General features: G+C 72.7%; 29 protein-coding genes and 1 pseudogene. 11 read left to right on the top strand and 19 right to left on the bottom strand.

What is annotated here, in order from left to right; genetic code table 11:
- Positions 1–130: 130 nt before the first annotated feature.
- Both AB0H52_RS02220 and AB0H52_RS02225 read left to right on the top strand, forming a co-directional pair.
- Complete coding sequence (locus AB0H52_RS02220) at positions 131–463, top strand: STAS domain-containing protein (protein WP_151491953.1); 333 nt, start codon at positions 131–133, stop codon at positions 461–463.
- Positions 463–882 carry an ATP-binding protein gene (locus tag AB0H52_RS02225; protein WP_151491954.1) on the top strand — a complete coding sequence of 140 codons (420 nt, stop codon included), beginning with the start codon at positions 463–465 and terminating at the stop codon, positions 880–882. The genes AB0H52_RS02220 and AB0H52_RS02225 overlap by 1 nt, the downstream gene beginning before the upstream one ends.
- Before the next feature lie 16 nt (positions 883–898).
- Here AB0H52_RS02225 and AB0H52_RS02230 read toward each other — a convergent pair whose 3' ends face one another.
- The gene (locus AB0H52_RS02230; RefSeq protein WP_151491955.1) at positions 899–2,431 is read right to left on the bottom strand and encodes a PP2C family protein-serine/threonine phosphatase; all 1,533 of its coding nucleotides are present in this window, start codon (positions 2,429–2,431) and stop codon (positions 899–901) included.
- A gap of 162 nt (positions 2,432–2,593) precedes the next feature.
- Between AB0H52_RS02230 and AB0H52_RS02235 the strand changes: the two genes are divergently transcribed.
- Positions 2,594–2,971 (top strand): nuclear transport factor 2 family protein, encoded by a 378-nt coding sequence (locus AB0H52_RS02235; protein WP_151491956.1) that lies wholly within the window; start codon positions 2,594–2,596, stop codon positions 2,969–2,971.
- Between the two features lie 15 nt (positions 2,972–2,986).
- Here the strand turns inward: AB0H52_RS02235 and AB0H52_RS02240 are convergent, their stop codons facing one another.
- The 4 genes from AB0H52_RS02240 to AB0H52_RS02255 form a co-directional block, all read right to left on the bottom strand.
- Positions 2,987–3,514 carry an SUKH-4 family immunity protein gene (locus AB0H52_RS02240; protein WP_151491957.1) on the bottom strand — a complete coding sequence of 176 codons (528 nt, stop codon included), beginning with the start codon at positions 3,512–3,514 and terminating at the stop codon, positions 2,987–2,989.
- A 40-nt stretch (positions 3,515–3,554) separates the two neighbouring features.
- Positions 3,555–4,037 (bottom strand): molybdenum cofactor biosysynthesis protein, encoded by a 483-nt coding sequence (locus AB0H52_RS02245; protein WP_151491958.1) that lies wholly within the window; start codon positions 4,035–4,037, stop codon positions 3,555–3,557.
- Positions 4,038–4,150: 113 nt separating this feature from the next.
- Positions 4,151–6,253 carry a PQQ-dependent sugar dehydrogenase gene (locus tag AB0H52_RS02250; RefSeq protein WP_151491959.1) on the bottom strand — a complete coding sequence of 701 codons (2,103 nt, stop codon included), beginning with the start codon at positions 6,251–6,253 and terminating at the stop codon, positions 4,151–4,153.
- Between the two features lie 37 nt (positions 6,254–6,290).
- Positions 6,291–7,247: a LamG-like jellyroll fold domain-containing protein gene (locus AB0H52_RS02255; protein WP_192580419.1), complete on the bottom strand. Its 957-nt coding sequence runs from the start codon at positions 7,245–7,247 to the stop codon at positions 6,291–6,293.
- 78 nt (positions 7,248–7,325) lie between these two features.
- Here AB0H52_RS02255 and AB0H52_RS02260 point away from each other — a divergent pair, with 78 nt between their 5' ends.
- Positions 7,326–8,414, top strand: coding sequence for a LacI family DNA-binding transcriptional regulator (locus tag AB0H52_RS02260; RefSeq protein ID WP_357944673.1), 1,089 nt, complete (start codon positions 7,326–7,328; stop codon positions 8,412–8,414).
- A 17-nt stretch (positions 8,415–8,431) separates the two neighbouring features.
- Here the strand turns inward: AB0H52_RS02260 and urtE are convergent, their stop codons facing one another.
- From urtE to AB0H52_RS02295, 7 genes are all read right to left on the bottom strand, one after another.
- A complete protein-coding gene (urtE, locus tag AB0H52_RS02265) occupies positions 8,432–9,124 on the bottom strand; it encodes an urea ABC transporter ATP-binding subunit UrtE (protein ID WP_151491331.1) in 693 nt (230 codons plus the stop codon).
- Positions 9,124–9,900, bottom strand: a complete 777-nt coding sequence (urtD, locus tag AB0H52_RS02270) for an urea ABC transporter ATP-binding protein UrtD (protein WP_151491335.1) — start codon at positions 9,898–9,900, stop codon at positions 9,124–9,126. Before urtD ends, urtE begins: the two co-directional genes overlap by 1 nt.
- Complete coding sequence (urtC, locus tag AB0H52_RS02275) at positions 9,897–11,084, bottom strand: urea ABC transporter permease subunit UrtC (protein WP_151491339.1); 1,188 nt, start codon at positions 11,082–11,084, stop codon at positions 9,897–9,899. The genes urtD and urtC overlap by 4 nt, the downstream gene beginning before the upstream one ends.
- On the bottom strand, positions 11,081–11,968 hold the full coding sequence (urtB, locus tag AB0H52_RS02280) for an urea ABC transporter permease subunit UrtB (RefSeq protein WP_151491349.1): 888 nt from the start codon (positions 11,966–11,968) through the stop codon (positions 11,081–11,083). Before urtB ends, urtC begins: the two co-directional genes overlap by 4 nt.
- Before the next feature lie 75 nt (positions 11,969–12,043).
- Positions 12,044–13,288, bottom strand: coding sequence for an urea ABC transporter substrate-binding protein (gene urtA, locus AB0H52_RS02285; RefSeq protein ID WP_357944679.1), 1,245 nt, complete (start codon positions 13,286–13,288; stop codon positions 12,044–12,046).
- Between the two features lie 165 nt (positions 13,289–13,453).
- Entirely contained in the window at positions 13,454–13,636 is a 183-nt protein-coding gene (locus AB0H52_RS02290) for a hypothetical protein (protein WP_151491355.1), read from the bottom strand.
- Positions 13,637–13,700: 64 nt separating this feature from the next.
- A complete protein-coding gene (locus AB0H52_RS02295; RefSeq protein WP_357944683.1) occupies positions 13,701–14,783 on the bottom strand; it encodes a substrate-binding domain-containing protein in 1,083 nt (360 codons plus the stop codon).
- A 96-nt stretch (positions 14,784–14,879) separates the two neighbouring features.
- Here AB0H52_RS02295 and AB0H52_RS02300 point away from each other — a divergent pair, with 96 nt between their 5' ends.
- On the top strand, positions 14,880–15,344 hold the full coding sequence (locus AB0H52_RS02300) for a MarR family transcriptional regulator (RefSeq protein WP_357944686.1): 465 nt from the start codon (positions 14,880–14,882) through the stop codon (positions 15,342–15,344).
- 174 nt (positions 15,345–15,518) lie between these two features.
- On the opposite strand, the gene AB0H52_RS02305 is transcribed toward AB0H52_RS02300, so the two are convergent.
- Genes AB0H52_RS02305 through AB0H52_RS02330 form a run of 6 tightly spaced genes read right to left on the bottom strand, consistent with a single transcriptional unit; the run spans position 15,519 to position 20,063 of the window.
- Complete coding sequence (locus tag AB0H52_RS02305) at positions 15,519–16,235, bottom strand: urease accessory protein UreD (RefSeq protein ID WP_151491358.1); 717 nt, start codon at positions 16,233–16,235, stop codon at positions 15,519–15,521.
- Complete coding sequence (gene ureG / locus AB0H52_RS02310) at positions 16,235–17,020, bottom strand: urease accessory protein UreG (protein WP_225854642.1); 786 nt, start codon at positions 17,018–17,020, stop codon at positions 16,235–16,237. The genes AB0H52_RS02305 and ureG overlap by 1 nt, the downstream gene beginning before the upstream one ends.
- Positions 17,010–17,726, bottom strand: coding sequence for an urease accessory UreF family protein (locus AB0H52_RS02315; RefSeq protein ID WP_357944690.1), 717 nt, complete (start codon positions 17,724–17,726; stop codon positions 17,010–17,012). Before AB0H52_RS02315 ends, ureG begins: the two co-directional genes overlap by 11 nt.
- Entirely contained in the window at positions 17,726–19,429 is a 1,704-nt protein-coding gene (locus AB0H52_RS02320) for an urease subunit alpha (protein WP_357944693.1), read from the bottom strand. Before AB0H52_RS02320 ends, AB0H52_RS02315 begins: the two co-directional genes overlap by 1 nt.
- On the bottom strand, positions 19,426–19,764 hold the full coding sequence (locus tag AB0H52_RS02325; protein WP_151491364.1) for an urease subunit beta: 339 nt from the start codon (positions 19,762–19,764) through the stop codon (positions 19,426–19,428). Before AB0H52_RS02325 ends, AB0H52_RS02320 begins: the two co-directional genes overlap by 4 nt.
- Positions 19,761–20,063 carry an urease subunit gamma gene (locus AB0H52_RS02330; RefSeq protein ID WP_357944696.1) on the bottom strand — a complete coding sequence of 101 codons (303 nt, stop codon included), beginning with the start codon at positions 20,061–20,063 and terminating at the stop codon, positions 19,761–19,763. Before AB0H52_RS02330 ends, AB0H52_RS02325 begins: the two co-directional genes overlap by 4 nt.
- Positions 20,064–20,354: 291 nt before the next feature.
- Here AB0H52_RS02330 and AB0H52_RS02335 point away from each other — a divergent pair, with 291 nt between their 5' ends.
- Positions 20,355–20,759 (top strand): hypothetical protein, encoded by a 405-nt coding sequence (locus AB0H52_RS02335; RefSeq protein ID WP_151491368.1) that lies wholly within the window; start codon positions 20,355–20,357, stop codon positions 20,757–20,759.
- A gap of 58 nt (positions 20,760–20,817) precedes the next feature.
- Here AB0H52_RS02335 and AB0H52_RS02340 read toward each other — a convergent pair whose 3' ends face one another.
- Positions 20,818–21,885 carry an LLM class flavin-dependent oxidoreductase gene (locus AB0H52_RS02340; RefSeq protein WP_357944699.1) on the bottom strand — a complete coding sequence of 356 codons (1,068 nt, stop codon included), beginning with the start codon at positions 21,883–21,885 and terminating at the stop codon, positions 20,818–20,820.
- Between AB0H52_RS02340 and AB0H52_RS02345 the strand changes: the two genes are divergently transcribed.
- The 5 genes and pseudogenes from AB0H52_RS02345 (at position 21,836) to AB0H52_RS02365 (ending at position 25,822) form a co-directional block, all read left to right on the top strand.
- The gene (locus AB0H52_RS02345) at positions 21,836–22,612 is read left to right on the top strand and encodes an aliphatic sulfonate ABC transporter substrate-binding protein (RefSeq protein WP_225854644.1); all 777 of its coding nucleotides are present in this window, start codon (positions 21,836–21,838) and stop codon (positions 22,610–22,612) included. The genes AB0H52_RS02340 and AB0H52_RS02345 overlap by 50 nt on opposite strands.
- Entirely contained in the window at positions 22,609–23,427 is an 819-nt protein-coding gene (locus tag AB0H52_RS02350; RefSeq protein WP_151491369.1) for an ABC transporter permease, read from the top strand. The genes AB0H52_RS02345 and AB0H52_RS02350 overlap by 4 nt, the downstream gene beginning before the upstream one ends.
- Positions 23,400–24,104, top strand: a pseudogene (locus tag AB0H52_RS02355) (ABC transporter ATP-binding protein); the annotation flags it as partial. The gene AB0H52_RS02350 and the pseudogene AB0H52_RS02355, both read left to right, overlap by 28 nt.
- 411 nt (positions 24,105–24,515) lie before the next feature.
- Positions 24,516–24,809: a hypothetical protein gene (locus tag AB0H52_RS02360; protein ID WP_357944702.1), complete on the top strand. Its 294-nt coding sequence runs from the start codon at positions 24,516–24,518 to the stop codon at positions 24,807–24,809.
- A complete protein-coding gene (locus AB0H52_RS02365; protein ID WP_151491373.1) occupies positions 24,806–25,822 on the top strand; it encodes a methyltransferase in 1,017 nt (338 codons plus the stop codon). The genes AB0H52_RS02360 and AB0H52_RS02365 overlap by 4 nt, the downstream gene beginning before the upstream one ends.
- The last annotated feature ends 77 nt before the right edge of the window (positions 25,823–25,899 follow it).

The following is a 25,899-nucleotide window of genomic DNA, read 5'->3' on the forward strand; positions in this document are numbered from 1 at the left end:
GGAGCGCGCGCCGAGCGGATCGGACGGGTCGCTGTTGATCACCGCCGAACGGACGACACGGTCCACCCGGCGGCGGGTGACATGATGTGCCGACAACAGCCGACTCGACGAGGAAGGGTGCTGCTGCCCGATGCCCCACTTCGAGGCCCGGACGTCCACGGCACCCGGGCGGATCGTGGTCACCCTGATCGGCGAGTGTGACCTGGCCGCCCGGGACGAGCTGACCACGGTACTGGCCTCGGCGGTACGCGGCGCACCGGTCGTGGTGGTCGACGTGGGCGGGTTACGGTTCCTCGACTCCACCGGCCTGCACACCCTGGTGACGGCCCATCGGGCGGCGCGCGCGGACGGCCGGCGGCTCTACGCGGTCAACGCCGCCGGGGCGGTCGCCACCCTGCTGGACATCACCGGCGTGGGCGACCTGCTGAGCCCACCCGCCGACGATTCGCGGCTGGCGGGCTGATGGCGGCCGACCGACGGGAGACCGTGACCGAGCAGCCCACGTCCACCCCGGTGACGGACACCATGGCGTACCGGGTGGCGACCGACCTGCGTGCGTTGCGCGCGTTCGTCTGCGCCGGTGCCCTGGCCCGGGGCCTGCCGCCCGAGCGAGTCGACCTGCTGGCGCTTGCCGTGAGTGAGCTGGCCACGAACACGTTGCAGCACACCACCGGCGGCGGCCAGGTCCGGCTGTGGGCCGAGGCGGGTCACCTGTTCTGCGACATCGTCGACCAGGGGCCGACGCGGTCGTTCGGTCGGGCCATGCCGGCCGCCGAGGCGGTACGGGGTCGGGGGCTCGCCATCGTCGAGCAGGTCTGCGACGAGGTCGCGGTGTTCGGCACGCCGGAGGGGACCGTCGTGCGGATCCGGCTGGGTCTGTGACCCGCCCGGGGGCGGCTCAGGGCAGCACACGCACGGCCAGGGTGCAGGTGTCGTCGTCCGGGTTGGGGTGGTGCAGCAGCTCACGCAGCCGATCGAGGGTCTGCTCCCCCGGCGCGGCGGTGAACGCGGACAACGTCGCGGCCACCCGGTCCAGCAGCGCCTCGGTGGGCACCCGGCGTTCCACCAGCCCGTCGGTGTAGAACAGCACCAGGTCGTCGGGGCGCAGGCGTGGCGTACGCACCGGGTACGCCGAGTCGGTGCCGGCACCCAGCAGCAGACCGGGCGGAAGGTCGAGCGGGCCGGTCTCGCCGGCCCGCGACAGCAGCGGCGCCAGGTGCCCGGCGCGCGCCCAGCAGAGCACCCGGGTCGTCGGATCGTAGACGGCGACCACGGCGGTCGCGGTGATCGCGAGCTGGACGCAGAGTCGGTTGAGGTGGCCGAGCAGCACCGACGGGTCCCGGATGTCGATCGCCAGCCAGGCCACCAGCGCGAACCGCAGGTGCGCCATCCCGCTGGCGGCGTCCAGCCCGTGACCGGCGACGTCGCCGACGGCGAGCACGACCGTGCCGTCCGGCAGGGTCTGGGCGTGGTACCAGTCCCCGCCCACCTGGGCGGCGCTCTCCGCCGGCAGGTAGGTGACCATCGCCTCCAGGCCGGCGAGGCGCAACGGGTCGCGGGGCACCGGCTGGATCAGGTTCTGCAGCTGCCCGGCCAGCCGATGCTCGGCCAGCGCCGTGATCTCCCGCGTCCGGAGCTGGTCGCTGAGTTGTTCGATGGCGGTCCGCGAATCTACCCGGGCCGTCACGTCCTGCACCACGGCGTGGATCTTCAGGGGTGCGCCGGCCGCGTCCCGGGAGGCACCGGAGAGGATCCGCAGATACTTCACCGATCCCGCCGCCTGGAACCGGACCGTGACGTCCGAGGACCCCCCGCTGTCCATCGTCTGCCAGGCCGCCTCGCCCAGCATCTGGTCGTCGGGGAGCATGGCGGCCGACTGCTCGGCCCGGGACAGCGGACCGAGCGCCGGATCCCGTTCGAAGATCCGGTACATCCCGGGCGACCACTCGCTGACCCCGCTGGCCAGGTCGTACTCGGCCCAGCCCAGGCTGCCCAGCAGCTCGGTGCGCTCCAACCGACGCCGGTCCTCGTCGAGCCGTCGCCAGGAGACGAGCAGGCCACCGAGCACCCGGTCGACGTACACGTCGAACTGCGAGTCGGCCACGACTCCCGCGCGCTTCTCCGCGTACCGGAAGTCGGCCAGCCGGCCGGGCGACCCGGTGGCGAGCACCTCGTGGTACAGCTGCCAGAGGGGGCCGTCGACCATGCTCGGGTACAGGTCGCTGAGCAACCCGCCTACCCGGTCGACTCCGCGGCCGTAGATGTCGTTGCCCTGTCCGCTGGTGGCCGCGACCCGGAAGTCGGCGACCACCCCGTCGTGGTGCACCGGGAGCAGCCAGGTGCAGCCGGCCGGTACGACCGCGAGGATCTCCCGGACGACGGCCTCGACGGGGCGGGCCGCGTCGGCGTCCCGCGCGAGTCGGTCTGTCACGACAGCAGCCTAGTCACCGGCCGGGCGCCCGCCCACGCCCCGACGCGTCGACCCGAGCCGCCCGGAGGCCGATCCGCCCCCGTCCGGGCCACGCCGGCTGCCACAATGCGGACAGCCGGTCGGATGGTGGCGCCGGCTGGACCCGACCGGGAGGACGGCACCATGCCGGACAGCGCACGCGAGGCCGAACTGCTCGATGCCGAGCGGACCCTGCAGGCCGCCCAGCGGGCCGGCGACGTCGACGCCCTCGACCAGTTGCTTGTCGACCAGTTGCTCGCCATCGGCCCGGACGGTCGCGCGTACCGCAAGGAGGACGACCTCGCCGCATACCGGGACCGCAGCTCGGTGATCGAGGAGCTGGTCGAGGAGGAGCTGGACCTGCTCGTCGTCGGCTCGACCGGGGTGACGTTCTTCCTGGGCCGGGTGGCCGGTGTGTTCGAGGGGGCAGCGTTCGCGGCGCGCCTGCGCTACACCCGGACCTGGGTCCACGACGACCCGCACGGCTGGCGGGTCCTCGCCGCGCACATCAGCCCGGTCTGACCGGCCCGACTCCGGTCACGGCCCGCCGTCGTCCTCGTCGAGCAGGCCCTGCTCGTCGAGGAAGGCGAACCACCGGTCGGCGGCCGGGGTCAGCTCGGCGTAGCCCGGGCCGAGGACGTAGTAGTCGACGAAGGAGCCCAGGTCGGGGGCCAGTTCCTCGAACGCGTCGGACATGAACCACTCGGTGCCGGTCGGCGGGAAGAACCAGACCGCGCCGGTGCCGCGGTCCATGAAGATCGGCTCGTCGCTGTGGGTGCCGATCACGAGCCAGCCCGCCCGGTCCTCGGGGATGGACGAGAAGTCCGGCGCGTGGTCGAGGTGATGCTGGAGACCGGCAAGGGTCGACGTGGACGCCAGCTCGACCCGGCCGGCGCGCAGCCCGTCGGCCACCAGCAGCAGATCCCGCAGGTCGGCGGGGAGGCCCGCCGGCACGACGTCGATGCCGGCACCCTCGCCGATGTCGGCGTACTCCAGGCTCGCCGGCTCGTCCGCGACCAGGTCGGCCCGCAGCTCGCCGATGAGCTGACGCAGATCGGGAGTCATCCACCACCTCCGGATGGTCCTGGCCCGCCCGGTGCGGGCCTCACGCGGGCACCCGCTCGACGGTGATGTCGACCGGGCCGACGCGCAGCGTGCCGTCGTTGAGGGGTGTGCAGCGGATGCCACCCGTGGTGCGCAGAGCCTTCCATGCCCCCGGCCCGACCGTGACGTCCATCCAGGCGCACGGTCGCGCCGCGCGGTTGACCCGCAGGCTGACCGGACCGTCTCCGGAGTCGAGGACGAGCACCCTGCCGATCAGCTCGTCCACCGCGATCCCGTTGGTGAGGATGTTGCGGCGGACCTCCGCCAGCCCGATGCCGGGCGGCAGGGACTCCTGGGCGATGACCGTCACGCTGGCGTCGCGGTGCGCCTGCTGGCCGAAGTACCGGTCGCCGACGACGCCGAGGCCGGCCCGGATCTGGACCCTGTCGACCAGCTCACCGGGCGGGGCCTGGGCCGGACCGTCCGCGGGCCGGCCCAGGAAGCGGTGCACGGGCGAGGCCAGCAACTCGACGATCTCCGGCATGGCAGGGATTCTACGAACCGGACGGCCCCGCGCGGGCCGAGTCGGCGCAGCGCGCTGAGGGCGCACGACGGTGCGACGGCGACGCGGGGGCCGCCGTCGCACCGTCACGGCGCTCAGGCCGGGGTGCCGGTGACGGTCAGGTGCCGCAGTCGACCCACGTTGTCGAACGAGCCGAAGCCCACCCGCCCGGAGCCGAAGGTGGTGTCCTTCGCCGTCATCAGCGGGTCGCGGTGCCCGTCGACGTAGACCGCGATCTCCCCGGTGGCCGGCAGGTGCACCACCCGGACTCGGTGCCAGTCGGCATCGGTGATCGCCGGGTTGGCGCCACGGGACCGGCCGTTCCACTGGTGGTCGATGCGTTCCCGGTCGGCGTTGTTGACCTTGAAGATGCCGTTGTGCGGGTAGATCGTGTTGTCGGTGGAGAGGTGGGCGTAGTAGAACTCGGTGTCCGAGCGCCACCCGAAGACGATGATCACGTCCCGGTTGGTCACCTCCACCGGAGTGTCGAGGCGTACCCGGGCGTCGACCCGCACCGACGACCAGGCCGGGCCGGCGGTCAGCACCGCGTACTCGAATGGCCGGCGCGGACCCGGCCGGCTCTCCCCGGCCTCCGCGAGGATGACCTCGTCGCGGGTGAACTGCCACTTGGCCGGCGTGACCGGCGCCCAGTTCGAGGCCCCGGCGGTACGGCGCAGAGTGGTGTTCCCGACGTCGCCGTCGGCGACCACCCGCGTGCCGGTGACCTTCCAGATCTTCCCGTTGGCCTTGGCGACAAGGTACAGCTCGCCGGCGGCGTCGGTGCCGAAGCGCAGGTCGACCCGGTTGGGATCGCCCGGAGCGCCAGGGCCGGAGAGGTCGCGCATCCGCACCGGGCCACCCGCCGCGCCGAACAGCGCGAGCTGGTGGATCGGGGCCAGACCCCGGCCGCGGCGCATCTCGTTCGCCTCGGTGTAGAGCACCCGGCCGTCGACCAGGTCACCGAAGACGTACTTGCCGCGCAGCGCGGGCAGCGCGCGTCCCCGGTAGACGAACCCGCCGGCCACCGCGACGCCGACGTCCGCGGTGCAGTTCCAGTCCGCGGCGGGGTCGTGGTCGTACGCGGCGACGGGGTACGTGTAGCCGTACCGCTCGTCGTCGGCGGGCAGCGGGAACAGCCGGTCGCACGGGTTGGTGGCCGCCCTGTCGAACACGAAGGACCCCTCGCGCTCGCTCCAGCCGAAGTTGTCGCCGGCACGGACCTCGTAGATCGCCTCGACGGCGTGTTCACCGATGTGCCCGAGGTACATCCGGCCGGTCGCCCGGTCCCAGCTGAACCGGTGCGGGTCGCGGAAGCCCACGGCGTAGATCTCGCCGAGTGCCCCGGTCCGGCCGACGAACGGGTTGGTGGCCGGGATGCCGTACCGGCCGTTGGTGGAGTTGCTGCCCCGCGGGTCGATCCGCAGCAGCTTGCCGTGCGGCAGGCCGAGGTTCTGCGGGTCGGTGTTGCGCGCGCCCAGGCCACCGTCGCCGACGGCGAGGTAGAGCAGGCCGTAGTCGCGGTCGTGGCGCTTCGCCGTCGGGTTGAAGTTGATCTCCTGGATGCCGTGCACCTGGCCGCCGAAGCCGATGCGCAGCACCTCCCGGCGGGTGCCGGCGAAGGTGGCGGCGCCCGGGTCGGTGGCCGTCCACTCGGTGATGACGCCGTGGTAGACGGTGCCGGGCTGGGCGTAGTCCGGCACGGTGGTCGTCGCCGACGCCAACTCGGTGTGGATGGTGTAGAACCGGCCGTTGACGCCGAACTCCGGATGGAACGCGACGTACCCGAAGCCCTGGCCGAGACCACGGCCGGAGAAGAACCGCGGCGCGAACGTCGCCGCCACGTCCAGGTAGACGTGCGGCACGCCGTTCTCGACCAGGTACAGGTTGCCGTTCAGGTCGGGCACCGCCCGCCGGCCGGAGCCGTCGGGCAGCTCCATGACCGTGTTGATCCGGGCGGTACGCATGAGCCGCTGATCGGTCGGCGCCGGAGTGGGGTACGACTGCGGGAAGCTGGCGTACTCACTGAGGACCAGCCCGAGGCGGGACTGGACCGGCATCTCGGGGATCGGGTCGTAGACCGCGTCGGCGGCCCGGGCGGGTGTGGCGACCAGGGTGGACAGGACCAGCACGAGGGCGGTGAGGCCGGCCCTCAGGGCGGGCCGGCGGATTCTGCCGGCGCGGCGGTGCAGGGTGCGCACGCGTGTCTCCTTCTCGGTGGGACGGTGCCGAGGGTGGTCAGCGGGCCAGGTGGCGGTACTGCCTCCGCACGTCGTTCGCGGAGACCACGCTGTCGAGGAACATCAGGCCGTCCATGCGGCAGTCGCACGGGTTGCGCTCCAGCGTGTCCTGCGGAAAGCTCCCGCCGATCTTGATGCCCCGGGGGTCGGAGGCGGTGGTCACGTGCGGGCCGGGCCCCGACACGAGCCAGGGGTCGTCGGTGCGGGTGTAGAAGCCGTCCACCGGTTCGCCGTCGCGGTAGAGGGCGAGCGCGCCGGTGCCGAAGTCGAAGGTGGCGGCGAGGTGCACCCACTCCCCCGCCGGCAGCAGCTCCCGCCAGTCCCGGCTCGCGGCGAAGGTCTGCGAGTTGCCGCCGTCGAGGCGTCGGCCGAGCGCGACGAGGCGCAGGTCCCCGTCGACGTCGATCAGCTCCAGCAGGGCGCGGACGCCGTGACCGTCCGAGTCGCCGGTCAGCACCCCGGCCAGGCCGATCGCGTTGTACCGGTCGTCCGGGTCGGCGGTGGTGGAGTTGGGCAGCGGGCTGTCCATGTTCAGCTTGAACCAGCCCATCACGGTGGTGCCGCCGGTGGCGCTGAACGCGCGCAGCGTGCGTACTCCGCTGGCCGACCAGGTGCCGGCCTTCCAGTCGTCGTTGCCGGCGACCGCCGGGTCGACCTGCCGGGTCTGCACCGCGTTGCGGCTGCCCCGGTAGGCGCGGTCCGGCACCCGCATGGCGGCGCCACCGTTGATCAGTTCGATCTCGGTGCCGGAGCGGCCCTGGTCGCGCTCCAGCGCGGGGTCGCCGGGCACCGGGTGGTCGAAGTCGTACGCGGCCACCAGGTGCGCTCGCAGGGCCGGGTGGACGTCGTGCGAGATGCTCCGATCCGCCTGCGCCGGCGGCGCGCCGGCGCCGGTCAGCGCGCCGGTCGCCAGCAGGGAGACGGTGGCGACGGCGGCTCGTCTGGCCCTGGACATCGCGTTCACCTCGTTTCGTGGCACGGCGGTGCCGGCTACGTAACCGCTTACGTAAGCGCTTACGTACCCTAGGCTTCGATGAACGTCACTGGCAATAGATCAGGTGACATGGATGTTTCCGGGGAGTTGCGGATGCCGAGGGCCAGCCAACGGCCGCGCCTCGTGGACGTGGCCGAACACGCCGCCGTCTCGTTGGCGACCGCCTCCCGTGCCCTCGCCGGCCGCGACGGGGTCAGCGCCGAGGTGGCCGACCGGATCCGGCGGATCGCCCGCGAGCTGGGCTACGTCGCCAACCCGTACGCCCGCACCCTGGCCGGGGGCGCCAGCTCCACGGTCGGACTGATCGTCCACCAGGTCGACGACCCCTACTTCTCCGAGATCGCCGCCGGCGTCATCCACCTCGCCGCCGAACAGGGACTGCTCGTGCAGATCTGCCAGTCCGGCCGCGACCCCGGCTACGAGCTGCAACAGCTTCGTCACCTCATCGCCCAGCGGGTCGGCATCATCCTGATCGGCGGCTCGGGGTACGACGACCCGCGGGTGGAGGCCGAGGCCCGCGCCGAGCTGGCGGCGTTCCAGGAGCACGGCGGCCGGGTCGCCGCCATCGGACGGCACGCGCTCGGCGTCGACGCCGTCCTGCCGGACAACGAGGCCGGCGGTTTCGCGCTCGCCCAGCACCTGATGGATCTCGGGCACCGACGGATCGCGGTCGCCGCGGGCAGCGCCGGTCTCACCACCGTCGCCGACCGGCTCGCCGGTGTGGCGTCGGCCGTACGGCTGCGCGGGCTGCCCGCCGCCGACCTGGCCGTCGTGCACGGCGACTTCACCCGGGGAGGCGGGCGGGCGGCCACCGAGCAGATCCTCAACGAGCACCCGGAAACCACCGCGATCATCGCCCTCAACGACGCGATGGCCATGGGCGTGCTGTCGACACTGCGATCCCGCCGCGTGCCGGTGCCGACACGGATGTCGGTCGTCGGCTTCGACGACGTCTCGGTGGCCGCCGACCTCGCCCCCAGCCTCACCACCATCCGGCTGCCGATGACCGAGATGGGCCGCACCGCGCTCGCCCTGGCCCTCAAGCCCCGCTCGGCGCGCCCCCGCCGCCGCCCCACCGGGCACCTGCTGGTCGTCCGCGACTCGACCGGTCCCGCGCCGACGACCTGAGCGGCGACGGGGCGAGCTCAGACCGCCAGGGCCGCCCGGACCTCCCGTTCCGCCGTGACACCCCCGTCGCCGTGCGAGGTGACCCGGCCGGACTCCAGCACGTGGTAGCGGTCCGCCACCCGCAGCGCGAAGCCCAGGTGTTGCTCGACGAGCAGCACACCGAACCCGGTCTGCCGGGTCAGCTCGACGATGCGCTCCTGGATCTCGGCGACCACCGACGGCTGGATGCCCTCGGTCGGCTCGTCGAGCATCAGCAGCCTCGGCCGGGTGATCAGCGCGCGGGCGATGGCCAGCTGCTGGCGCTGACCGCCGGAGAGCAGCCCGGCCCGACGCCGCAGCAGCGGACGCAGCGCCGGGAACAGGTCCAGCACCTCCGCCGTGGCCACCGCCCCGTCGCGGCGGCCGTCGGCGACCAGCCGCAGGTTCTCCGCCGCGGTCAGGTGCGGGAAGCACTGCTGACCCTGCGGGACGTACGCCATCCCCCGCGCCACCCGCTCGTGCGGGCCGAGGCGGGTGACGTCCTCGCCGTCCAGCTCGACCGTGCCGGCGCTCGGACGCAGCAGGCCGGCGGCGACCCGCAGCAGGGTGCTCTTGCCGGCGCCGTTGTGCCCCAGCACGGCGGCCACCCCGTCGGGCGGGACGGCGAGGTCCACCCCGTGCAGCACCCGGGAGCGCCCGTACCCGGCGTGCACCCCGCGCAGCGTCAGCATCATGCCTCCCGGCCGGTGGGGGCCGACCCGGCGTCGACCGGGTGGCCAAGGTAGACCTCCTGCACACGCGGGTCCGCCTGGACCTGCGCCACCGTGCCCTCGCTGAGCACCCGCCCGGCGTGCAGCACCGTGACGCTGCGCGCGAACCGGCGCAGGAAGTCCATGTCGTGCTCGATCACCACGACCGTGCGGTCCCGGCTCACCGTCTCCAGCAGAGCGCCGGTGGCGTCGCGTTCCTCATGGCTCATCCCGGCGACCGGCTCGTCGAGCAGCAGCAGCCGCGCGTCCTGCACCAGCAGCATGCCGATCTCCAGCCACTGTTTCTGGCCGTGCGCGAGCGTCCCGGCGAGATGCTCGGCGCGCCCGGCCAGCCCGATGGTCTCCAACGCGGCGGCCACCTCGTCGGGGATGCCCCGACGGCGGCGGGCCAGCGTCGCCCAGCCGCGCCGGGCACCCGCCGCGATGTCGAGGTTCTGCAGCACCGACAGCTCCTCGAAGACCGACGACGTCTGGAAGGTGCGCCCGATGCCCAGCCTGCTGATCCGGTGCACCGCACGGCCGAGCAGTTCCTCGTCACCGAACCGGACCGAGCCGGTGGCCCGGACCAGGCCGGTGATCGCGTCGACCAGGGTGGTCTTGCCGGCGCCGTTCGGCCCGATCAGGAACCGGATGTCACCGGCGGGCACCTCCAGCGAGACGCCGTCGACGGCGGTGAAGCCGTCGAAGCTGACCCGTACGTCCCGGACGGACAACCCGTCCAGCCGCTCGTCGCTCATGCCGCCGGCACCTCCGTCCGCCCGGCACGTCGTCGACCCAGCACCGACCACCCGCGCGGGGCCGGTTCCGCGCCGTCGTCACGGCGGCGGGCCAACGCCCACAGCGACGCCAGGCCGCCGGGAAGGAACGCCACCACGACCACGAAGAGCAACCCCTGCAGGTACGTCCAGGTGCCGGGAAAGCGTTCGGAGAGGGCGGTACGCGCCCAGGCCACCGCCACCGCGCCGAGCACCGGGCCGAGCAGGGTCGCCCGGCCGCCCACCGCGACCCCGATGACGAACTCGATCGACGGGACGATGCCGATCAACGCGGGCGAGATGATGCCCACCGCCGGCACGAACAGCGCCCCGGCCAGCCCCGCCATGCCCGCCGCGACGACGTATGCGACGAGTTTGACCGTCGCCGGGTCGTAGCCGAGGAAGCGGACCCGTTCCTCACCGTCGCGGACCGCCACCAGCAGTTCCCCGTAGCGGCTGTGGATGAGTTGACGGGTCAGCGCGAGCAACGCCAGCAGCGTCCCGGCGATGATGAAGTACACCATCCGCTGGTTGACCGGGTCGTCCAGGTCGTACCCGAAGAAGCCCTTGATGTCGGTGAGCCCGTTGGTGCCGCCCGTGGTGCCCTGCTGCCCGATCAGCAGGATCACCATCGCGGCCGCGAGGGCCTGACTGAGGATGGCGAAGTACGCGCCCCGCACCCGGCGGCGGAACACCAGCGAGCCCAGCCCGAACGCGACCGCCATCGGCAGCAGCACCGTGGCGGGCAGCGCGAACCAGGGGCTGGCGAACGGACGCCACCACAGGGGCAGTTCGTCGAGTTGCCCGTACAGCTGCATGAAGTCGGGCATCCCACCCGGACCCGCGTCGGCGAGCTTGAGGTGCATGGCCATCGCGTAGCCGCCGAGGCCGAAGAAGACGCCCTGGCCGAGGGTGAGCATGCCGCCCCGACCCCAGGCGATCCCGATGCCGACCGCCACCATGGCGACGCAGAGGTACTTGGCGAGCAGGGCCAACCGGAAGTCCGACAGCACGAGCGGCGCCACGGCGAACAGCAGGGCCGCGCCGAACGCGAAGCCGGCCGCCGTCCGCAGCCGCGAGCGGCCCGGTGACCGGCCCGGTGGTAGGACGCCGGCGGGCGCCGGGTCGACGGCGGTGCCGGGCGGCGCGGGGGTGACGGCGGTCATGCGAGGCTCCTGGTCCGCAGCGTGAACAGGCCCTGTGGCCGCCACTGGAGGAACGCGACGATCGCCACGAACACGATCACCTTGGCGACGCTGAGGGTGGTGAGGTACTCCCCGGTGGCCTGGAGCACGCCGAGGGCGAAGGCGACGATCACACTGCCCTTGAGCTGGCCGATCCCGCCGACCACGACGACCAGGAAGGCGTCGATGATGAGGTTGGTGCCCATGGTCGGGCCGATCGGGCCGAGCAGGGTGAGCGCCACCCCGGCGAGCCCGGCCAGGCCCGAGCCGACGAAGAACGTCGTCCGGTCGACCCGGGAGGTGGCGATGCCGGACACCGCGGCGAGGTCGCGGTTCTGCACCACCGCGCGGATGCGGCGCCCGAGCGGGGTGAGCCGCAGCGCCAGGGTGAGCGCCGCGACGGCGGCCAACGCCAGGGCCAGGATGAACAAGCGGTTGTTGGCGATGGTCAGCCCGCCGGGCAGCGCCACGTTGCCGGTGAGGATCTCCGGCGCGCGGGTCTGCACGTTCGGGCTGCCGAAGATGTCCCGGGCGAGTTGTTGCAGCATCAGCGACACACCCCAGGTGACCAGCAGGGTGTCCAGCGGCCGGGCGTAGAGCCGGCGGATGAGCAGGATCTCCAGCAGCACACCCATCGCGCCGGCGACCACGAACGCCACCGGCAGCGCCACCACCAGCGACAGGCCGGCCCCGGTGATGCTCTGTTGCAGGACGTACGTAGTGTACGCGCCGGCCATGATGAACTCACCGTGCGCCATGTTGATCACGTTCATCTGGCCGAAGGTCAGCGCGAGGCCGAGCGCGATGAGCAGCAGCACCGCGCCGATGCTGATACCGGTGAAGAGTTGACCGAAGAGGACTGTCACGGTGGGTACTCCGAACTGCTGGTCGGGTGACCCGGGTGGGCCGCGCGGCGACGCGCCCCGCCCGGGCCGGCGTCGTCAGCTCAGGCCGCTCGCCCACGGATAGGTCTTGAGGTACGGGTCCGGCTCGACCGGCTTGCCGGAGTTCCACACCTCGGTGATGAGGCCGTCCGCGCCGATCTTGCCGATCCGGGCGGTCTTGGCGATGTGCTGGGTCTTGCCGTCGACGGTGACCAGGCCCTCCGGCGCGTCGAAGGTGATCCCGTCGGAGGCGGCGCGGACCTTCTCCACGTCGAAGGCGCCGGCCTTCTCGACCATCGCCTTCCACAGGTACACGCCGACGTAGGCAGCCTCCATCGGGTCGCTGGTCGGCTTGTCCGCGCCGTACTTCGCCTTGTACGCGGCCACGAACTTCGAGTTCGCCGCGCCCGGGGTGGTCTGGTAGTAGTTCCAGGCGGTCAGCTGGCCCTCCAGGTACTGGGTGCCGATGCCCTTGACCTCCTCCTCGGCGATCGACACCGACACCACCGGCATCGCGGCGGCGGTCAGCCCGGCCGACTTGTACTCCTTGAAGAAGGCCACGTTGCTGTCGCCGTTGAGCGTGTTGAACACCGCGTCGGCGCCGGACGATTTGACCTTGTTGACGATCGTGCCGAACTCGGTGGAGCCGAGCGGCGCGTAATCCTCACCCGACACGGTCATCCCGTTCGCCGCCGCATACGCCTTGATGATTTTGTTGGCGGTACGGGGAAAGACGTAGTCGCTGCCGACGAGATAGACCGATTTCACGCCCTGCGACTTGAGGTAGTCAAGCCCGGGAACGATCTGCTGGTTGGTCGTCGCTCCGGTGTAGAAGATGTAGGGCGACTGTTCCAGACCCTCGTACTGCACGGGATAGAACAGCAGCGCCTTGTTCTTCTCGAACACCGGCTTGACGGCCTTGCGACTGGCCGACGTCCAGCAGCCGAAGACGGCGGCCACCCGATCCTCGGAGATGAGTTTCTCGGCCTTCTCCGCGAAGGTGGGCCAGTCCGAGGCGCCGTCCTCACCGACCGGCTGGATCTTCTTGCCGAGCACTCCGCCGGCCGCGTTGATCTCCTCGACGGCGAGCATGATGGAGTCGCGGACGGTGACCTCGCTGATCGCCATGGTGCCCGAGAGCGAGTTGAGCAGGCCCACCTTGACGGTGTCGCCGGAGACGTCGGCGCTGACGCCGGCGGCGCTGCTCTCGTCGGTGGTCTTGCTGCCGCACGCGGTCATCGCGGCCGCGGCGATGAGGGTCATGGCACCCGCCAGGATGCGGCGGCCCCGGAACAGTGACATCTATTCTCCCTGCGGTGCACTCACGTGACGTTTGGACGGTCGGTGCGGTCCGGTGGAGCGGATGTGGCGATGCCGGGGTCGACGGGTGGACGCCGCCCGGGCATCGCATCGGATACGGGCAGGCAAAGCGTCGACCGACATCATCGCGCTCGTGTTTCCCGGTCCTTAATTGACTGTTTCCCGCACCACCGCGACGCGCACGCCAAAGACGGCCGACACCGTCGCGGATAGACGGTGCCGACCGTTGGAGAAATCTCGGGGAAAATTGCCACCACAATGGTCGGCGAACGATTTCGCCGACCATGGACGCGCATTGGTCGCATCCGACCCGGAGGGCAGATACTTCACGCAGGAAGTATCTTAGGGCCGCGTCGGGTGCGGCTGTCAAGGGTCCGACCCACCGGGCCGCTCCTCAGAGCTGCGCGAGCACCGTGAAGTCGAGCCCGTCGGCCTCGGCGAGGTAGATGCGCTGCCGCACGTGCCGGCGCCGTAGCCGCAACCGCCCGCGCGGCCCGTGGTACGCCACGGTGTCCGCGGCCGTCTCGATCGCCCGTACGTCGAGCGTGCGGGCCTGCCCGATCAGCGCGGCGAGCAGCATGACGCCCTCGTAGCAGGACTCCCCCAGGCTGCCCAGAGGCGGCGCCTCCACCCCGAACCGGCGGGCGAACTCGCCGTGGAAGTCGAGGTTCTCCTGGGTCACCAGGCCGGCGAAGAAACCGGCCGGGCTGTACAGCCGACGGGTCGCGCCGGCACCGCTGGCCAGCAGCATGTTCTCGTCCATCAGCGTGCTCAGCCGCAGACACCGCTGGTCCAGACCACTGCGGGCGAACGCCCGGTTGAACCGCACCGCGTCCGCGCCGACCAGGAGCATCACCACGGCATCGGCCTCGCTGCGCTCGATGCGGCCCAACACCTCGTCGAAGTCGTGCGTCTCCAACGGCAGGAACGCCTGACCCACCACCCGTCCACCGCCGCGCAGCGCGTACCGCTGGGCGGCCCGGGCCGTACGCCGGGGCCACACGTAGTCGTTGCCGACCACGAACCAGCGACGCACCGCCTGCTCCCCGGCGAGCAGCCGCATCGCCGGCCACAGCTGGGCGTCCGGCGTCTCGCTGGTCAGATAGACCCCCTCGGTACGCTCACCACCCTCGTACAGGGCCGTGTAGACGTACGGCACGCGGTGCGCCACCCGGGGGGCCAGCGCCTGCCGCACCGAGGAGATGTGCCAGCCGGTCACCCCCTGCACGGCCCCGACCGACACCAGCGCCTCGACCTGCGCGGCGACCTCGGCGGGTGGGGCGCCGCCGTCGACCGGCACGAGGCGTACCTCCCGGCCGAGCACCCCGCCACACCGGTTGATCTCCTCGACCGCGAGCTGGGCGCAGAGCTCGCAGGTGGGCCCGAACATCCCCGCCGGCCCCCGCATCGGGTAGACCAGCGCGATGCTGACCACGGCCCGGTCGACGGTGAGCCACGGGGGTGCCGGCTCGGACATGAGCACATGATTGCCCGGCCCACGACGGAAGACCAGAGCTCACCACGGACCGGGACGACTCGCTACGATGACAGCGCCACCGGACCAGGGAGCTCCATGTCAGACGTGCCCGGGGCGCCAGCCGACCTGCTGCGCTCGCTCACCCGCGCCGAACGGCTGCTCTCCCGCCGTCTGGGCGTCGTACTGGCCGACGACGGGCTGACCATCGAGGCGTGGCGGGTGCTGTGCCTGCTCGCCGACGGGCAGGGCCACCCGATGAGCGAGGTGTCCGCCGAGGCGTCGTTGCCACCGGGCACCCTCACCAAGATGGTCGACCAACTCGTCGACCGTAACCTCGTGTTCCGCCGGATCGATCCGCTCGACCGTCGACGGATCCGCGCGTACCTGACCGCTCGGGGCCGCCGCGAGCACGCCCGCCTGGACGAGCGGGTCCGGGCCAGCCTCGCCGAGTTGGGTGTGCCCCAGGCCGCTGACCTCGTCGTTCAGCTCGACAACCTGATCGCTCGGCTCGACCCGGCCCGCCAACGGGGGCACGCCGACGCGGTCGGTCCAAAGCGCTGACCTGCCGCCCGGCTCGCCCGGGTCTCCCGGCGCGACCTTGGACCTCGAGCGTGATGCCTGTGAGTCATCTTGATGACTCACAGGCATCACGCTCGACAGCAAGACCCGCCGCACGTGCGGCGCGGGTGGCCGAGGTCAGCGCCCAGCACCACGCCAGACCAGCAGGATGGCTTCCTAGACGGTGAGGTGGGCGCGCAAGGTGTGCGCGTCGGGGGCGGTGGCGGTCCACAGTGTCGCCGGACCGCCGGCCAGCGGCAGCCGGGCGACGCTGCCGTCGGCCGTCGCCGCTTCGGGGGGCCGGGACGGGTCGACCACCAGCAGCGACCCGGTGGCCGGCGCGCCGCCGAGCACCGCGGGTCCGGCCCAGCCCGGCGCGTGCGGTCCCACGGCCAGGGACTGGCGCAGCAGCGGCCGGCCCGCGTAGTCGACCTGGGTGTGCACGACCGCGCCGCCGGGCGCCTCGCCGTACCGGCCGCAGATCAGCTCGTCACGCCAGCGCAGGCTCGCCCCGGCGGCCAGCTCGACGCGCGACTCGGCGAGGTGTGCGCAGCCGGCCGCCGCCACCAGCTGCTCGGGCAGCCAGTGCAGCGCCGCCCCGCCGTGCACCACGGCCCGCACCGCCATCCGCGACACGGCGCCGGGCCGGCCGGGGAGGGCCACCGACGCGGCGACGGAGTGCACCCGGACGGCGGCCCCCGGCCCCACCTCGATGTCCAGCCGCAGGTCGTCGCCGGCGAGCGGGCCGGCCGCCCCGCCGACGACGTGCACCGTGGCGACACCACCCTCGCTCGGCGTCTGGCGCAGCAACAGCGGCGTCTCACCGTGCAGCTCCACCAGGACCGTGCCGCCCTGACCGTCGGCGCGGGCCACCAGCCGGGCGAGTGCCCGCATCAGGCCGGGCCGTGCGGCGCGGCGAGCGGATGCAGGGCGGCGTGGTGAGCCAGCTCGTGCCGGATCCACTCCGCGACGCGACCCGCCGTCGGATCGGCCACGATGGACAAGAAGATGGTCGGCAGGTCACCGCGCCGGGCGCGCGCGTCCCGGTCCATCACCCCCAGGTCGGCGCCGACCATGGGGGCCAGGTCAGTCTTGTTGATCACGAGCAGGTCGGCGGCGGTGACCCCCGGCCCGCCCTTGCGGGGCACCTTGTCCCCGCCCGCGACGTCGACCACGAAGATCTGCCGGTCGACCAGACCTCGACTGAAGGTCGCGGTGAGGTTGTCCCCGCCGCTCTCCACCAGCACCAGGTCCAGCGGGCCGACCGTCTCGGCCAGCTCGTCCACGGCGTCGAGGTTGGCGCCGATGTCGTCGCGGATGGCGGTGTGCGGGCAGCAGCCGGTCTCCACGGCGCGGATCCGGGCGGGGTCCAGCACGCCGGCCCGCCGCAGGAAATCGGCGTCCTCGGTCGTGTAGATGTCGTTGGTCACCACCCCGAGCCGCAACTCACCGGCGAAGGCCCGACAGAGCGCCGCCACCAGGGCGGTCTTGCCGGACCCGACCGGGCCGCCGATGCCGACCCGCAGCGCCCGGCCAGCCCGCGCCAGCGGCGGATGCGGGTCCACCCCCGGCTCCGGATGGGTGTGCGGAACGCTCTCGTCGTGCGGCAGAGCGGGCGTTGGCGGTGGGGTCGGGTCGGTCGTGGGCACAGCGGTCGGCACAACAGTGTCAGGACGCAAAGAGACGCACCTCCCAGGTGGCATGAACTTCGGCATGGATGTCGGCGAGCGGAGCGGCGGCGGCCGGGAGCCGCTCCGGAGGGTCGTCGGCGGCCCGGGCCGCGTCGGCGGCGGTGCCGTCGCAGGCGTCGGCGAGCCCGACCAGCAGGGCCTGGACCCGGTACGGGTCGAGGCCGAGCAGGCGTACGCCGGCACTGGCCGCACCGGTCACCGTCGCGTACGCGGAGACCGTGGCGGTCTCGGTGCGGCTCAGCCCGGCGGCCGCGCAGAGCAATCCGAGCACCAGCGGCTGGTGTGCTCCCCCGGGCCCGGTGGGCAGGTCGCCGAACGGGGCGTGCGGCCAGATCTCCCGCCCCGCGCGCAGCAGGGCACGGCCCTGCCGACGGGAGACCGCCCGCAGGGTCGGTGCGGCCGTCCGGGCATCCAGTTCGGCGTCGAGCCGGGCCAGCGCGCGCGATCGTGCGGCGGACCGGGCCGGGTCGGCCGGGTCGACGGCACCGGCGAGCGCCGCCCGGTGCGCCGCCGCCGCGAACGCCGCGCCGACCAGCCCGGCGGTGGCCAGCCGGCCGACCAGGAACGCCTCCAACGACGCCAGGTCGGTGACCCGGCCGGCGGCGACGGCCGCCTCCAGGCCGCCGGAGTGGGCGTGCGCGCCGGCCGGGAAACGCCCGTCGGCCAGCAGCAGGAGCAGGCTGGACGCCGCCATCAGAAGAGGAAGTACCGCTGGGCCATCGGCAGCCGGGTCACCGGATCCGGTTCCACCACCTGGCCGTCGATCCGGACGGTGAACGTGTCCGGGTCCACCTCGATCCGCGGCATCGCGTTGTTCTCCGGCAGGTCGGCCTTGCCCCGCGACCGCACGTCGCTCACCGGCACCACCCGCCGTCGCACGTCCAGGCGCAGCCCGGCGTCCAGGGCCGCCGGCGCCACGAACGCCAGGCTGGTCGCGGCCGCCGCGGCGCCGTACGCGCCGAACATCGGGCGCGGCAGCATCGGCTGCGGTGTGGGGATCGACGCGTTCGCGTCACCCATCTGGGCGTACGCGATCATCCCGCCCTTGAGCACCAGGTGCGGTCGTACGCCGAAGAACGCCGGATCCCAGAGCACCAGGTCGGCGAGCTTGCCCGGCTCGACCGAGCCGATCTCCCGTTCCAGCCCGTTGGCCATCGCCGCGCAGATCGTGTACTTCGCCACGTACCGCCGGGCCCGGTGGTTGTCGGCGGCCCCGTCGCCCGGCAGCGCGCCCACCCGGTCCTTCATCACGTGGGCGCTCTGCCAGGTCCGCAGGATCACCTCGCCGACCCGGCCCATCGCCTGCGCGTCGGAGCCGATGATGGAGATCGCGCCGAGGTCGTGCAGCAGGTCCTCGGCGGCCATGGTGGACGGTCGGATCCGGCTCTCGGCGAAGGCCAGGTCCTCCGGCACGGACGGGTTGAGGTGGTGGCAGACCATCAGCATGTCCAGGTGCTCGGCGAGGGTGTTGGCGGTGTAGGGCCGGGTCGGGTTCGTCGACGACGGGAGCACGTTCGGTTCGCTGGCCACCGTGATGATGTCCGGCGCGTGCCCGCCACCGGCCCCCTCGGTGTGGTACGAGTGGATGGCCCGGCCGCCGATCGCGCGCAGGGTGTCGGCCACGAAACCGGCCTCGTTGAGGGTGTCGGTGTGGATCGACACCTGGACGCCGGACGCGTCGGCCACCCGCAGGCACGCGTCGATCGCCGCCGGCGTGGTGCCCCAGTCCTCGTGCAGCTTGAAACCGCCCGCACCGGCGCGCAACTGCTCCCACAGCGCCTCGCTGGACACGGTGTTGCCCTTGCCGAGCAGCAGCACGTTCACCGGCAGGGTGTCCAGCGCCTCGTGCATGCGGGCCAGGTGCCAGGCGTTCGGGGTGACCGTGGTGGCCCGCGTCCCCTCGGCCGGCCCGGTGCCGCCGCCGACCAGGGTGGTGATGCCGCTGGCCAGCGCCTCGGTGACGATCTGTGGGCAGATGAAGTGCACGTGGGTGTCGACCGCCCCGGCGGTGAGGATCCGACCGTTGCCGGCGATCACCTCGGTGGCCGGGCCGATGACCAGGTCGGGGTGGACACCGGGCATGGTGTCCGGGTTGCCGGCGCGGCCCAGGGCCACGATCCGTCCGTCGCGCAGCCCCACGTCGGCCTTGACCACGCCCCAGTGGTCGAGCACCACGGCGCCGGTGATGACGGTGTCCAGCGCCCCCTCGGCGCGGGTGGCGCGGGACTGCCCCATCGACTCGCGGATCACCTTCCCGCCGCCGAAGACGACCTCGTCGCCACCCACGCAGTGGTCGGTCTCGACCTCGATGAGCAGGTTGGTGTCGGCCAGCCGGATCCGGTCACCGGTGGTGGGCCCGTACAGGTCGATGTAGCGGTCGCGCCGCACGGCGCTCACCGCGCCGGCCCGTCGGCCGTCGGCGCGTCGTCCAGTGGGCCGGCGCACTCCCCGCGCAGCCCCGGCACGATGCGTGCGCCACCGAGCGGTACGAGGTCCACGCTGCGGCTGACCCCCGGCTCGAACCGCACCGAGGTGCCCGCCGGCACCGCGAGGCGCTGCCCCCGGGCGGCGACCCGGTCGAACGACAGCGCCGGGTTGGTCTCGGCGAAGTGGTAGTGCGAACCCACCTGCACCGGCCGGTCGGCGGTGTTGACCACGACCAGGGTCGTGACCGGCCGACCCACGTTGATCTCGACGGGGTCGGCGGCCGGCAGGATCTCCCCCGGAATCACGGGATCGGGTGGTGCACCGTCACCAGCTTGGTGCCGTCCGGGAACGTCGCCTCCACCTCCACCTCCCTCAGCAGCTCGGGGATGCCGTCCTGGACGTCGTCGCGGCCGAGCACGGCCCGGCCGGCCGACATGAGGTCGACCACGGACCGGCCGTCGCGGGCCCCTTCGAGCAGGAAGGCGGTGATCACCGCGACGGCTTCGGGGTAGTTGAGGCGCAGGCCGCGCGCGCGGCGGGCGCGGGCGACATCGGCCGCGACGTGGACGAGCAGGCGGTCCTGCTCGTGCGGGCTGAGGAACACGGGCTCTCCCGGTGGGGATCGGCGTGCCCGGCTCGCCGTCGGCTCCGCACGGAGCCGCGCCGGGCAGCATCACCCGGGGTACGAGCTGGAGTCACACGACCGCCGGGCTCGCCGCCGACGGGGCGTCCCGGGACTCCACCATCCCGGCCCGCGCGACGAGCACCCGGCGGTGTCCGGTCGGATGCGGACCGCACCGCCCACCGCTTGAGCAGACCGTAGAGGATCGCCGCCGGCCGGGGCAACAGGCCGGCCCCCATTCCGGTACGCGGAAACGCGAGGGATGATCGCCGGATGACGGCGACGAGGGGTACGCGCGCACTGCTCGGTGTTCTGTTCCTGGCGGCTGCCACGGTCGGGGCGTGGATCCTCTGGCTGGGCTGGGACACCCGGTACACGGTCGACGCGCAGACCGGTGCGAGCAGCGGCCCGTACGAGCCGTGGCAGGTGGTCGGCTGTGTGGTGACGCTCGTGCTGCTGGCCGCGCTCGCCGGGACGCGGCTCAGCCCGTGGCTGGTGGCGCCGGTGATGACGGTGGCGTTCACGGCGGTGTGGTCGTGGCGGGCCGCAGGGACCGACGACAGCGGCCTGTGGGCGGTCGGGGCGATTCTGGTGCTGGTCGGGATGGCGGTCGGTAGCGCCCTGGTGAGCCTCGCCGGGCGGCGGATCGGCCGGCGGATGGCCGGCCGAGCCGCCTAGGAGCCGATGCGGCGATCGTTGGCAGCTCAGCAGCGCTGCGGGCGGCGTGTCGAGTAGCTCAGCTGCCGACGATCACGGATGCGTGTCGCGGGCGAGGCGTCGGTGTGCCGGCGAACGGGACGTCGACCTGGTTCGCCGTGCCCTGCGGGCCGTCGGGGTGCCGCCACAGCCCTCGGTCCCGCAGGATCGGCAGCACACCCTCGCCGAACCAGTACGCCTCCTCCAGGTGTGGACAGCCGGAGAGGATGAACTCGTCGATGCCGAGCGCGTGGTACTCGGCGATCCGGTCGGCGACCTCCGCGTGGCTGCCGACGAGGGCGGTGCCGGCTCCGCCCCGCACCAGCCCGACCCCGGCCCACAGGTTCGGCGCGACCTCCAGCCCGTCGCGGGAGCCGCCGTGCAGGTCGAGCATCCGGCGCTGCCCCTCGGACTCGCTGCGCCGCAGCCCCTCCTGGACCGCCCGGATGTCGGCCTCGGCGATGCCGTCGAGCAGGCGGCGCGCCTGCGTCCACGCCTGCTCGGCGGTGTCCCGGGGGATGACGTGCAGCCGGATGCCGAAGCGCAGTTCGCGTCCGGCCTCGGCGGCAAGCGCGCGGACCCGGTCCAGCTTGTCGGCGACCAGGGCCGGCGGCTCGCCCCAGGTGAGGTAGACGTCGCTGTGCCGCACCGCCACCGGCAAGGCCGCGGCGGACGACCCACCGAAGTAGACCGGCGGCACCGGATCGGGCAGCCGGTGCAGGCGTGCCTGCTCGACGCGCAGATGGGTGCCGGTGTGGTCGACGGTCTCACCCCGCCACAGCGCGCGCACCACGTGCAGGAACTCGTCGGCTCGCGCGTAGCGGGCGTCCTTGTCCAGAAAGTCACCGTACGCCCGCTGCTCGTGTGACTCGCCGCCGGTGACCACGTTGAGCAGCAGGCGACCGCGGGACAGCCGTTGGAAGGTCGAGGCCATCTGTGCGGCGAGGGTGGGTGCCAGCAGTCCGGGTCGGAAGGCGACCAGGAACTTGAGGCGTTCGGTCACCTCGGTGAGCATCGCCGTACTCAACCAGGCGTCTTCGCACCAGGCACCGGTCGGGGTGAGCGCGCCGACGAAGCCGAGCTGCTCGGCGCTCACCGAGGCGCTCAAGGCCGGCTCCATCGACATCGGACAGGTCGGCGAGGCGCCACCCGTCTTCGCCGCGGCCGGCAAGATCCCGTTCTCCATCATCGGCACCTCGGCGCCCATCCCGCAGGGCGAGGCCGTGCTGGTCAAGGCCGACCGTGGCTTCCGCAGCTTCGCCGACCTCAAGGGCAGGACGGTCGCCCTGAACAAGGGGTCCAACGTGCACTGGCTGCTGGTCCGGCTGCTCGAGGCGAACAACATGACCCTGAAGGACATCCAGGTCAAGTACCTCAAACCCGCGGAGGGGCGGCCCGCGTTCGACAGCGGCCAGGTCGACGCCTGGGTGATCTGGGACCCGTACTTCGCCCTGGCCGAGCAGCCGGGGGTCCAGGTGCTCGCCGACGCCACCGGCCTGGCCAGCAACCGCGAGTACGTCCTGGCCGCCCCCGACGCGGTCAGCAAGCGGTCGGACGACGTCAAGGCCTTCCTTCAGCGCTACCGCGAGGTGACCGACTGGGGCATCGCCAACCCCGAGCAGCGGGCCAGCACCCTCGCACCGGAGTTGAAGATTCCGCAGGACGTCACCAGCCGCGCCCTGGCCCGAAGCGCCAAACCCCTCGCACCGGTCACCCCGGCGATCGGTGACGAACTCCAGGCGATCACCGACAGCTTCATCGCCCTGGACCTCATCCCCGGGCCGGTCGACATCCGATCCCGGGTCGACGACCGGTTCAGTGCGGTCTTCCAGTGAGCCGTACGACATTGGCCGAGGCCCCCGGCGCGGTCGCCGCGCCCCGGCGACCGCGGCCGGCCCGGCGATGGCTGCGGCTGGTCAGCCCGGTGACGCTGGTCCTGGGCTGGGAGTTGGCCGCCCGGACCGGATTGCTCGCGCCGGAGAAGCTGCCGGCGCCGACCGACGTCCTGGCCACCGGTTGGCGGCTGACCCGGGACGGGACGCTCGCCATCCACCTGCTCGACTCCCTCACCCGCGCCGGGGCGGGACTGCTGATCGGTGGCCTCCTGGCCCTCGTCCTGGGCACCGTGGCCGGGCTGCTGCGGCTCGGCGACGACCTGGTCGACCCGCCGGTGCAGATGGCCCGGATGCTGCCGCACCTCGGCCTCGTCCCACTGCTGATCATCTGGGTCGGGATCGGGGAATCGCTCAAGATCAGCCTGGTGGCCCTGGGCGCGTTCTTCCCCATCTACTTCAACACCTACGCCGGCATCCGGGACATCGACGAGCGCCTGGTGGAGGCGGCCCGTACCTGCGGCCTGGGACAGGCCGCGCGGCTGCGCCACGTGGTGCTGCCCGGCGCGTTGCCATCCCTCTTCCTCGGGCTGCGGCTGGCGATCGGGGCGGCCTGGCTCAGCCTGGTCGTCGGCGAACAGGTCAACGCCCAGACCGGAATCGGCTTTCTGATGATGGAGGCGCGCGAGTTCAGCCAGACCGACGTGGTGGTGCTCGGCCTGCTCGTCTACGCCCTGCTCGGGCTGATATCCGACCTTGCGTTGCGGGTGGTGGAGAGGAGGATGTTGACATGGCGTCGCGGACTGCGGGCCACCTGAACCGCGCGGCTCCGGTGCTCACCGCCCACGCGGTGCGCCGGGCGTTCGGGCCGACGGTCGTGCTGGCCGGGGTCGACCTGAGCATCGCCCGCGCCGAGGTCGTCGCCCTGCTCGGCGGCAGCGGTTCCGGCAAGAGCACCCTCCTGCGGATCCTCGCCGGGCTGGACGGCGAGGCCAGCGGCTCGACCGTCCTGCACGGCACCGCCGCGGTCGTCTTCCAGGAGCACCGGCTGCTGCCCTGGAAACGCGTGGCCGACAACGTCGGGCTGGGGCTGTCCGGTACGGACGTCGCCGGGCGGGTCCGGCGTGCACTGGCCGAGGTCGGGCTCTCCGAACGGCACCGCGCCTGGCCCGCCGAGTTGTCCGGCGGGCAGGCGCAACGGGTGGCCGTGGCGCGGGCCCTGGTCCGCGAACCGGACCTGCTGCTGCTCGACGAACCGTTCGGCGCGCTCGACGCGCTGACCCGACTGCGGATGCAGATCCTGCTGCGCCGGCTCCGCGCCGAGCACGGTTTCGCCGCCCTGCTGGTCACCCACGACGTGGAGGAGGCGCTGCTGCTCGCCGACCGCATCCTGCTCCTCGACGAGGGCCGCATCGTCGCGGACCTGCCCGTCGACCTGGCCCCCACCCGTACGCCGGACGATCCGGCCTTCGGCGCGCTGCGCCGCCACCTGGTCGGCGGGGTGCTGCTGGTCGCGTTCGGCCTGTGGCGCCTGCTCTCCGAGCGACACTTCCGTTGGGCGGGGATGCGGCTGTCCGCGGCGCAGCTCGCCGGCTGGTCCTTCCTCATGTCGTCGGCGCACGGCGCGGGGCTGATGCTGCTGCCGGCGCTGGTGGCCGAGCCGGTGCCCGGAGGCCACTCCGGGCACCTGGCCGCCGCCCCGGTGGGTGCGCTGTCCGGGCTCGCCGCGGCCGGGGTGCACACCGTGGCGATGCTCGGCACCGCCCTGGCCGTGGCGATGCTGGTCTACCAGGTGCTCGGGGTCGGGGTGCTGCGTCGGGCGTGGTTCAACGTGGATCGGCTCTGGGCTGGCGTACTGGTGGCCGCCGGGTTGGTGACGCTGATCCGGGCCTGACTGTGGTCGCGGATGTGGGACGGGCAGTACCAGACACAGCGCTACATCGTCGACGCGCTCGCCGACGACGACGACAACGAGTTCGAGGTGTCGGTCGCCACCGGTGCCTGTATCGCGACGGCGACTGCGGCGATCGTGCGCTGGGCCGAAAGCGGTGGCATCGAAGATCTCGACGCTCTGATGGCCGCAGCGCTGCGCACTGTCACGCAATCACCCGACGGGGGTCACCATGGTGAGCGACCGTCCGCTGGCAGATGGGACACGCCTCTGTGGACGGTCCAGGTCTGTGCTTCCATGTCGGCATGATCACTCCGACTCCTCTCATGCGCCTGGTCGCCGGTGTGTGGGGGTTCAAGACTCTCGCCGTCGGCGTCGAACTCGGCCTGTTCACCAGGTTGGCCGGCGGACGGACGATCACCGTCGAGGAGGTCGCCGCCGAGTTCGGGCTGCCCGACCGGCCCGCGGACCTGTTGCTGGCCGCCAGTGCCTCGCTCGGCCTGTTGGAGAAGGCCGGCGACGGCTACCGCAACTCCGAGTTGGCCGAGCAGTTCCTGGTCGAGGGTCGCCCGTACTACTTCGGTGCGCAGGTGCGCTACTCGGATCTGCGCACCTACCTGCCCTGGCACCGCATCGGCGAGGCCCTGCGCACGGATCGGCCGCTGACCTGGGACCCGGAATCCCAACAGTCGATGTTCGACACCGCCGACCCGGAGATGTTGGCGCAGTTCTGGGACGCGATGTTCTCCACGTCCAGCTTCACCGCCAGCGCGCTGGCCGACGCGTACGACTTCTCGGCGCACCGCCGGCTGCTCGACGTCGGCGGCGGGGCCGGCGCGTTCCCGATCGAGTTCTGTCGGCGGCTGCCCGAGCTGCGGGCGACCGTCCTGGACCTGCCGCACGTCTGCGTCCGCGCTCGGGAGCGGATCGCGGAGGCCGGGCTGTCCGGTCGGGTCGACGCGGTGGCCGGTGACTTCCTCGCCGACCCGGCGCTACCGGACGGGCACGACGTCATCCTGCTCAGCATGATCCTGCACGACTGGGACGAGCCGACGAACCGGGCGCTGTTGGCCCGTTGCCACGCGGCGCTGCCGCCGGGCGGGGCGATCGTCGTCTGCGAGCTGCTGCTCAACGACGAGCGCACCGGGCCGCCGGAGGCGGCGCTGATGGGCATGAACATGCTCGTCGAAACCGAGGGAGGGCGGAACTACTCGGGCGCCGAGTACGCGGCCTGGCTCAGCGACGCCGGTTTCGTGGACGTGCGTACCGTGCCGTTCGACGCGCCCGGGGCCAACGGCGCGGTGGTGGCCCGCCGGGCCTGACAGCCGGCGACACCCGGCCCCGGTGCGAACCGCGGGCCGGGTGTCGCAGCGCCGCACGGCGCTGGCGTCCGATCGGC

Origin of the sequence: Micromonospora sp. NPDC050695 (genome assembly GCF_040654415.1) — a bacterium.
Classification (GTDB): domain Bacteria; phylum Actinomycetota; class Actinomycetes; order Mycobacteriales; family Micromonosporaceae; genus Micromonospora.

Coding starts and splice junctions, on each gene's coding strand:
- AB0H52_RS02260 (WP_357944673.1), top strand. CDS start 7,326: ATGAACGTCACTGGCAATAGATCAGGTGACATGGATGTTTCCGGGGAG.
- urtE (WP_151491331.1), bottom strand. CDS start 9,124: ATGCTGACGCTGCGCGGGGTGCACGCCGGGTACGGGCGCTCCCGGGTG.
- AB0H52_RS02220 (WP_151491953.1), top strand. CDS start 131: ATGCCCCACTTCGAGGCCCGGACGTCCACGGCACCCGGGCGGATCGTG.
- AB0H52_RS02295 (WP_357944683.1), bottom strand. CDS start 14,783: ATGTCCGAGCCGGCACCCCCGTGGCTCACCGTCGACCGGGCCGTGGTC.
- AB0H52_RS02240 (WP_151491957.1), bottom strand. CDS start 3,514: ATGACTCCCGATCTGCGTCAGCTCATCGGCGAGCTGCGGGCCGACCTG.
- AB0H52_RS02315 (WP_357944690.1), bottom strand. CDS start 17,726: ATGGCGGCGTCCAGCCTGCTCCTGCTGCTGGCCGACGGGCGTTTCCCG.
- AB0H52_RS02300 (WP_357944686.1), top strand. CDS start 14,880: ATGTCAGACGTGCCCGGGGCGCCAGCCGACCTGCTGCGCTCGCTCACC.
- AB0H52_RS02235 (WP_151491956.1), top strand. CDS start 2,594: ATGCCGGACAGCGCACGCGAGGCCGAACTGCTCGATGCCGAGCGGACC.
- AB0H52_RS02360 (WP_357944702.1), top strand. CDS start 24,516: ATGTGGGACGGGCAGTACCAGACACAGCGCTACATCGTCGACGCGCTC.
- urtD (WP_151491335.1), bottom strand. CDS start 9,900: ATGAGCGACGAGCGGCTGGACGGGTTGTCCGTCCGGGACGTACGGGTC.
- urtC (WP_151491339.1), bottom strand. CDS start 11,084: ATGACCGCCGTCACCCCCGCGCCGCCCGGCACCGCCGTCGACCCGGCG.
- AB0H52_RS02225 (WP_151491954.1), top strand. CDS start 463: ATGGCGGCCGACCGACGGGAGACCGTGACCGAGCAGCCCACGTCCACC.
- AB0H52_RS02245 (WP_151491958.1), bottom strand. CDS start 4,037: ATGCCGGAGATCGTCGAGTTGCTGGCCTCGCCCGTGCACCGCTTCCTG.
- AB0H52_RS02335 (WP_151491368.1), top strand. CDS start 20,355: ATGACGGCGACGAGGGGTACGCGCGCACTGCTCGGTGTTCTGTTCCTG.
- AB0H52_RS02255 (WP_192580419.1), bottom strand. CDS start 7,247: ATGTCCAGGGCCAGACGAGCCGCCGTCGCCACCGTCTCCCTGCTGGCG.
- AB0H52_RS02365 (WP_151491373.1), top strand. CDS start 24,806: ATGATCACTCCGACTCCTCTCATGCGCCTGGTCGCCGGTGTGTGGGGG.
- AB0H52_RS02305 (WP_151491358.1), bottom strand. CDS start 16,235: ATGCGGGCACTCGCCCGGCTGGTGGCCCGCGCCGACGGTCAGGGCGGC.
- urtA (WP_357944679.1), bottom strand. CDS start 13,288: ATGTCACTGTTCCGGGGCCGCCGCATCCTGGCGGGTGCCATGACCCTC.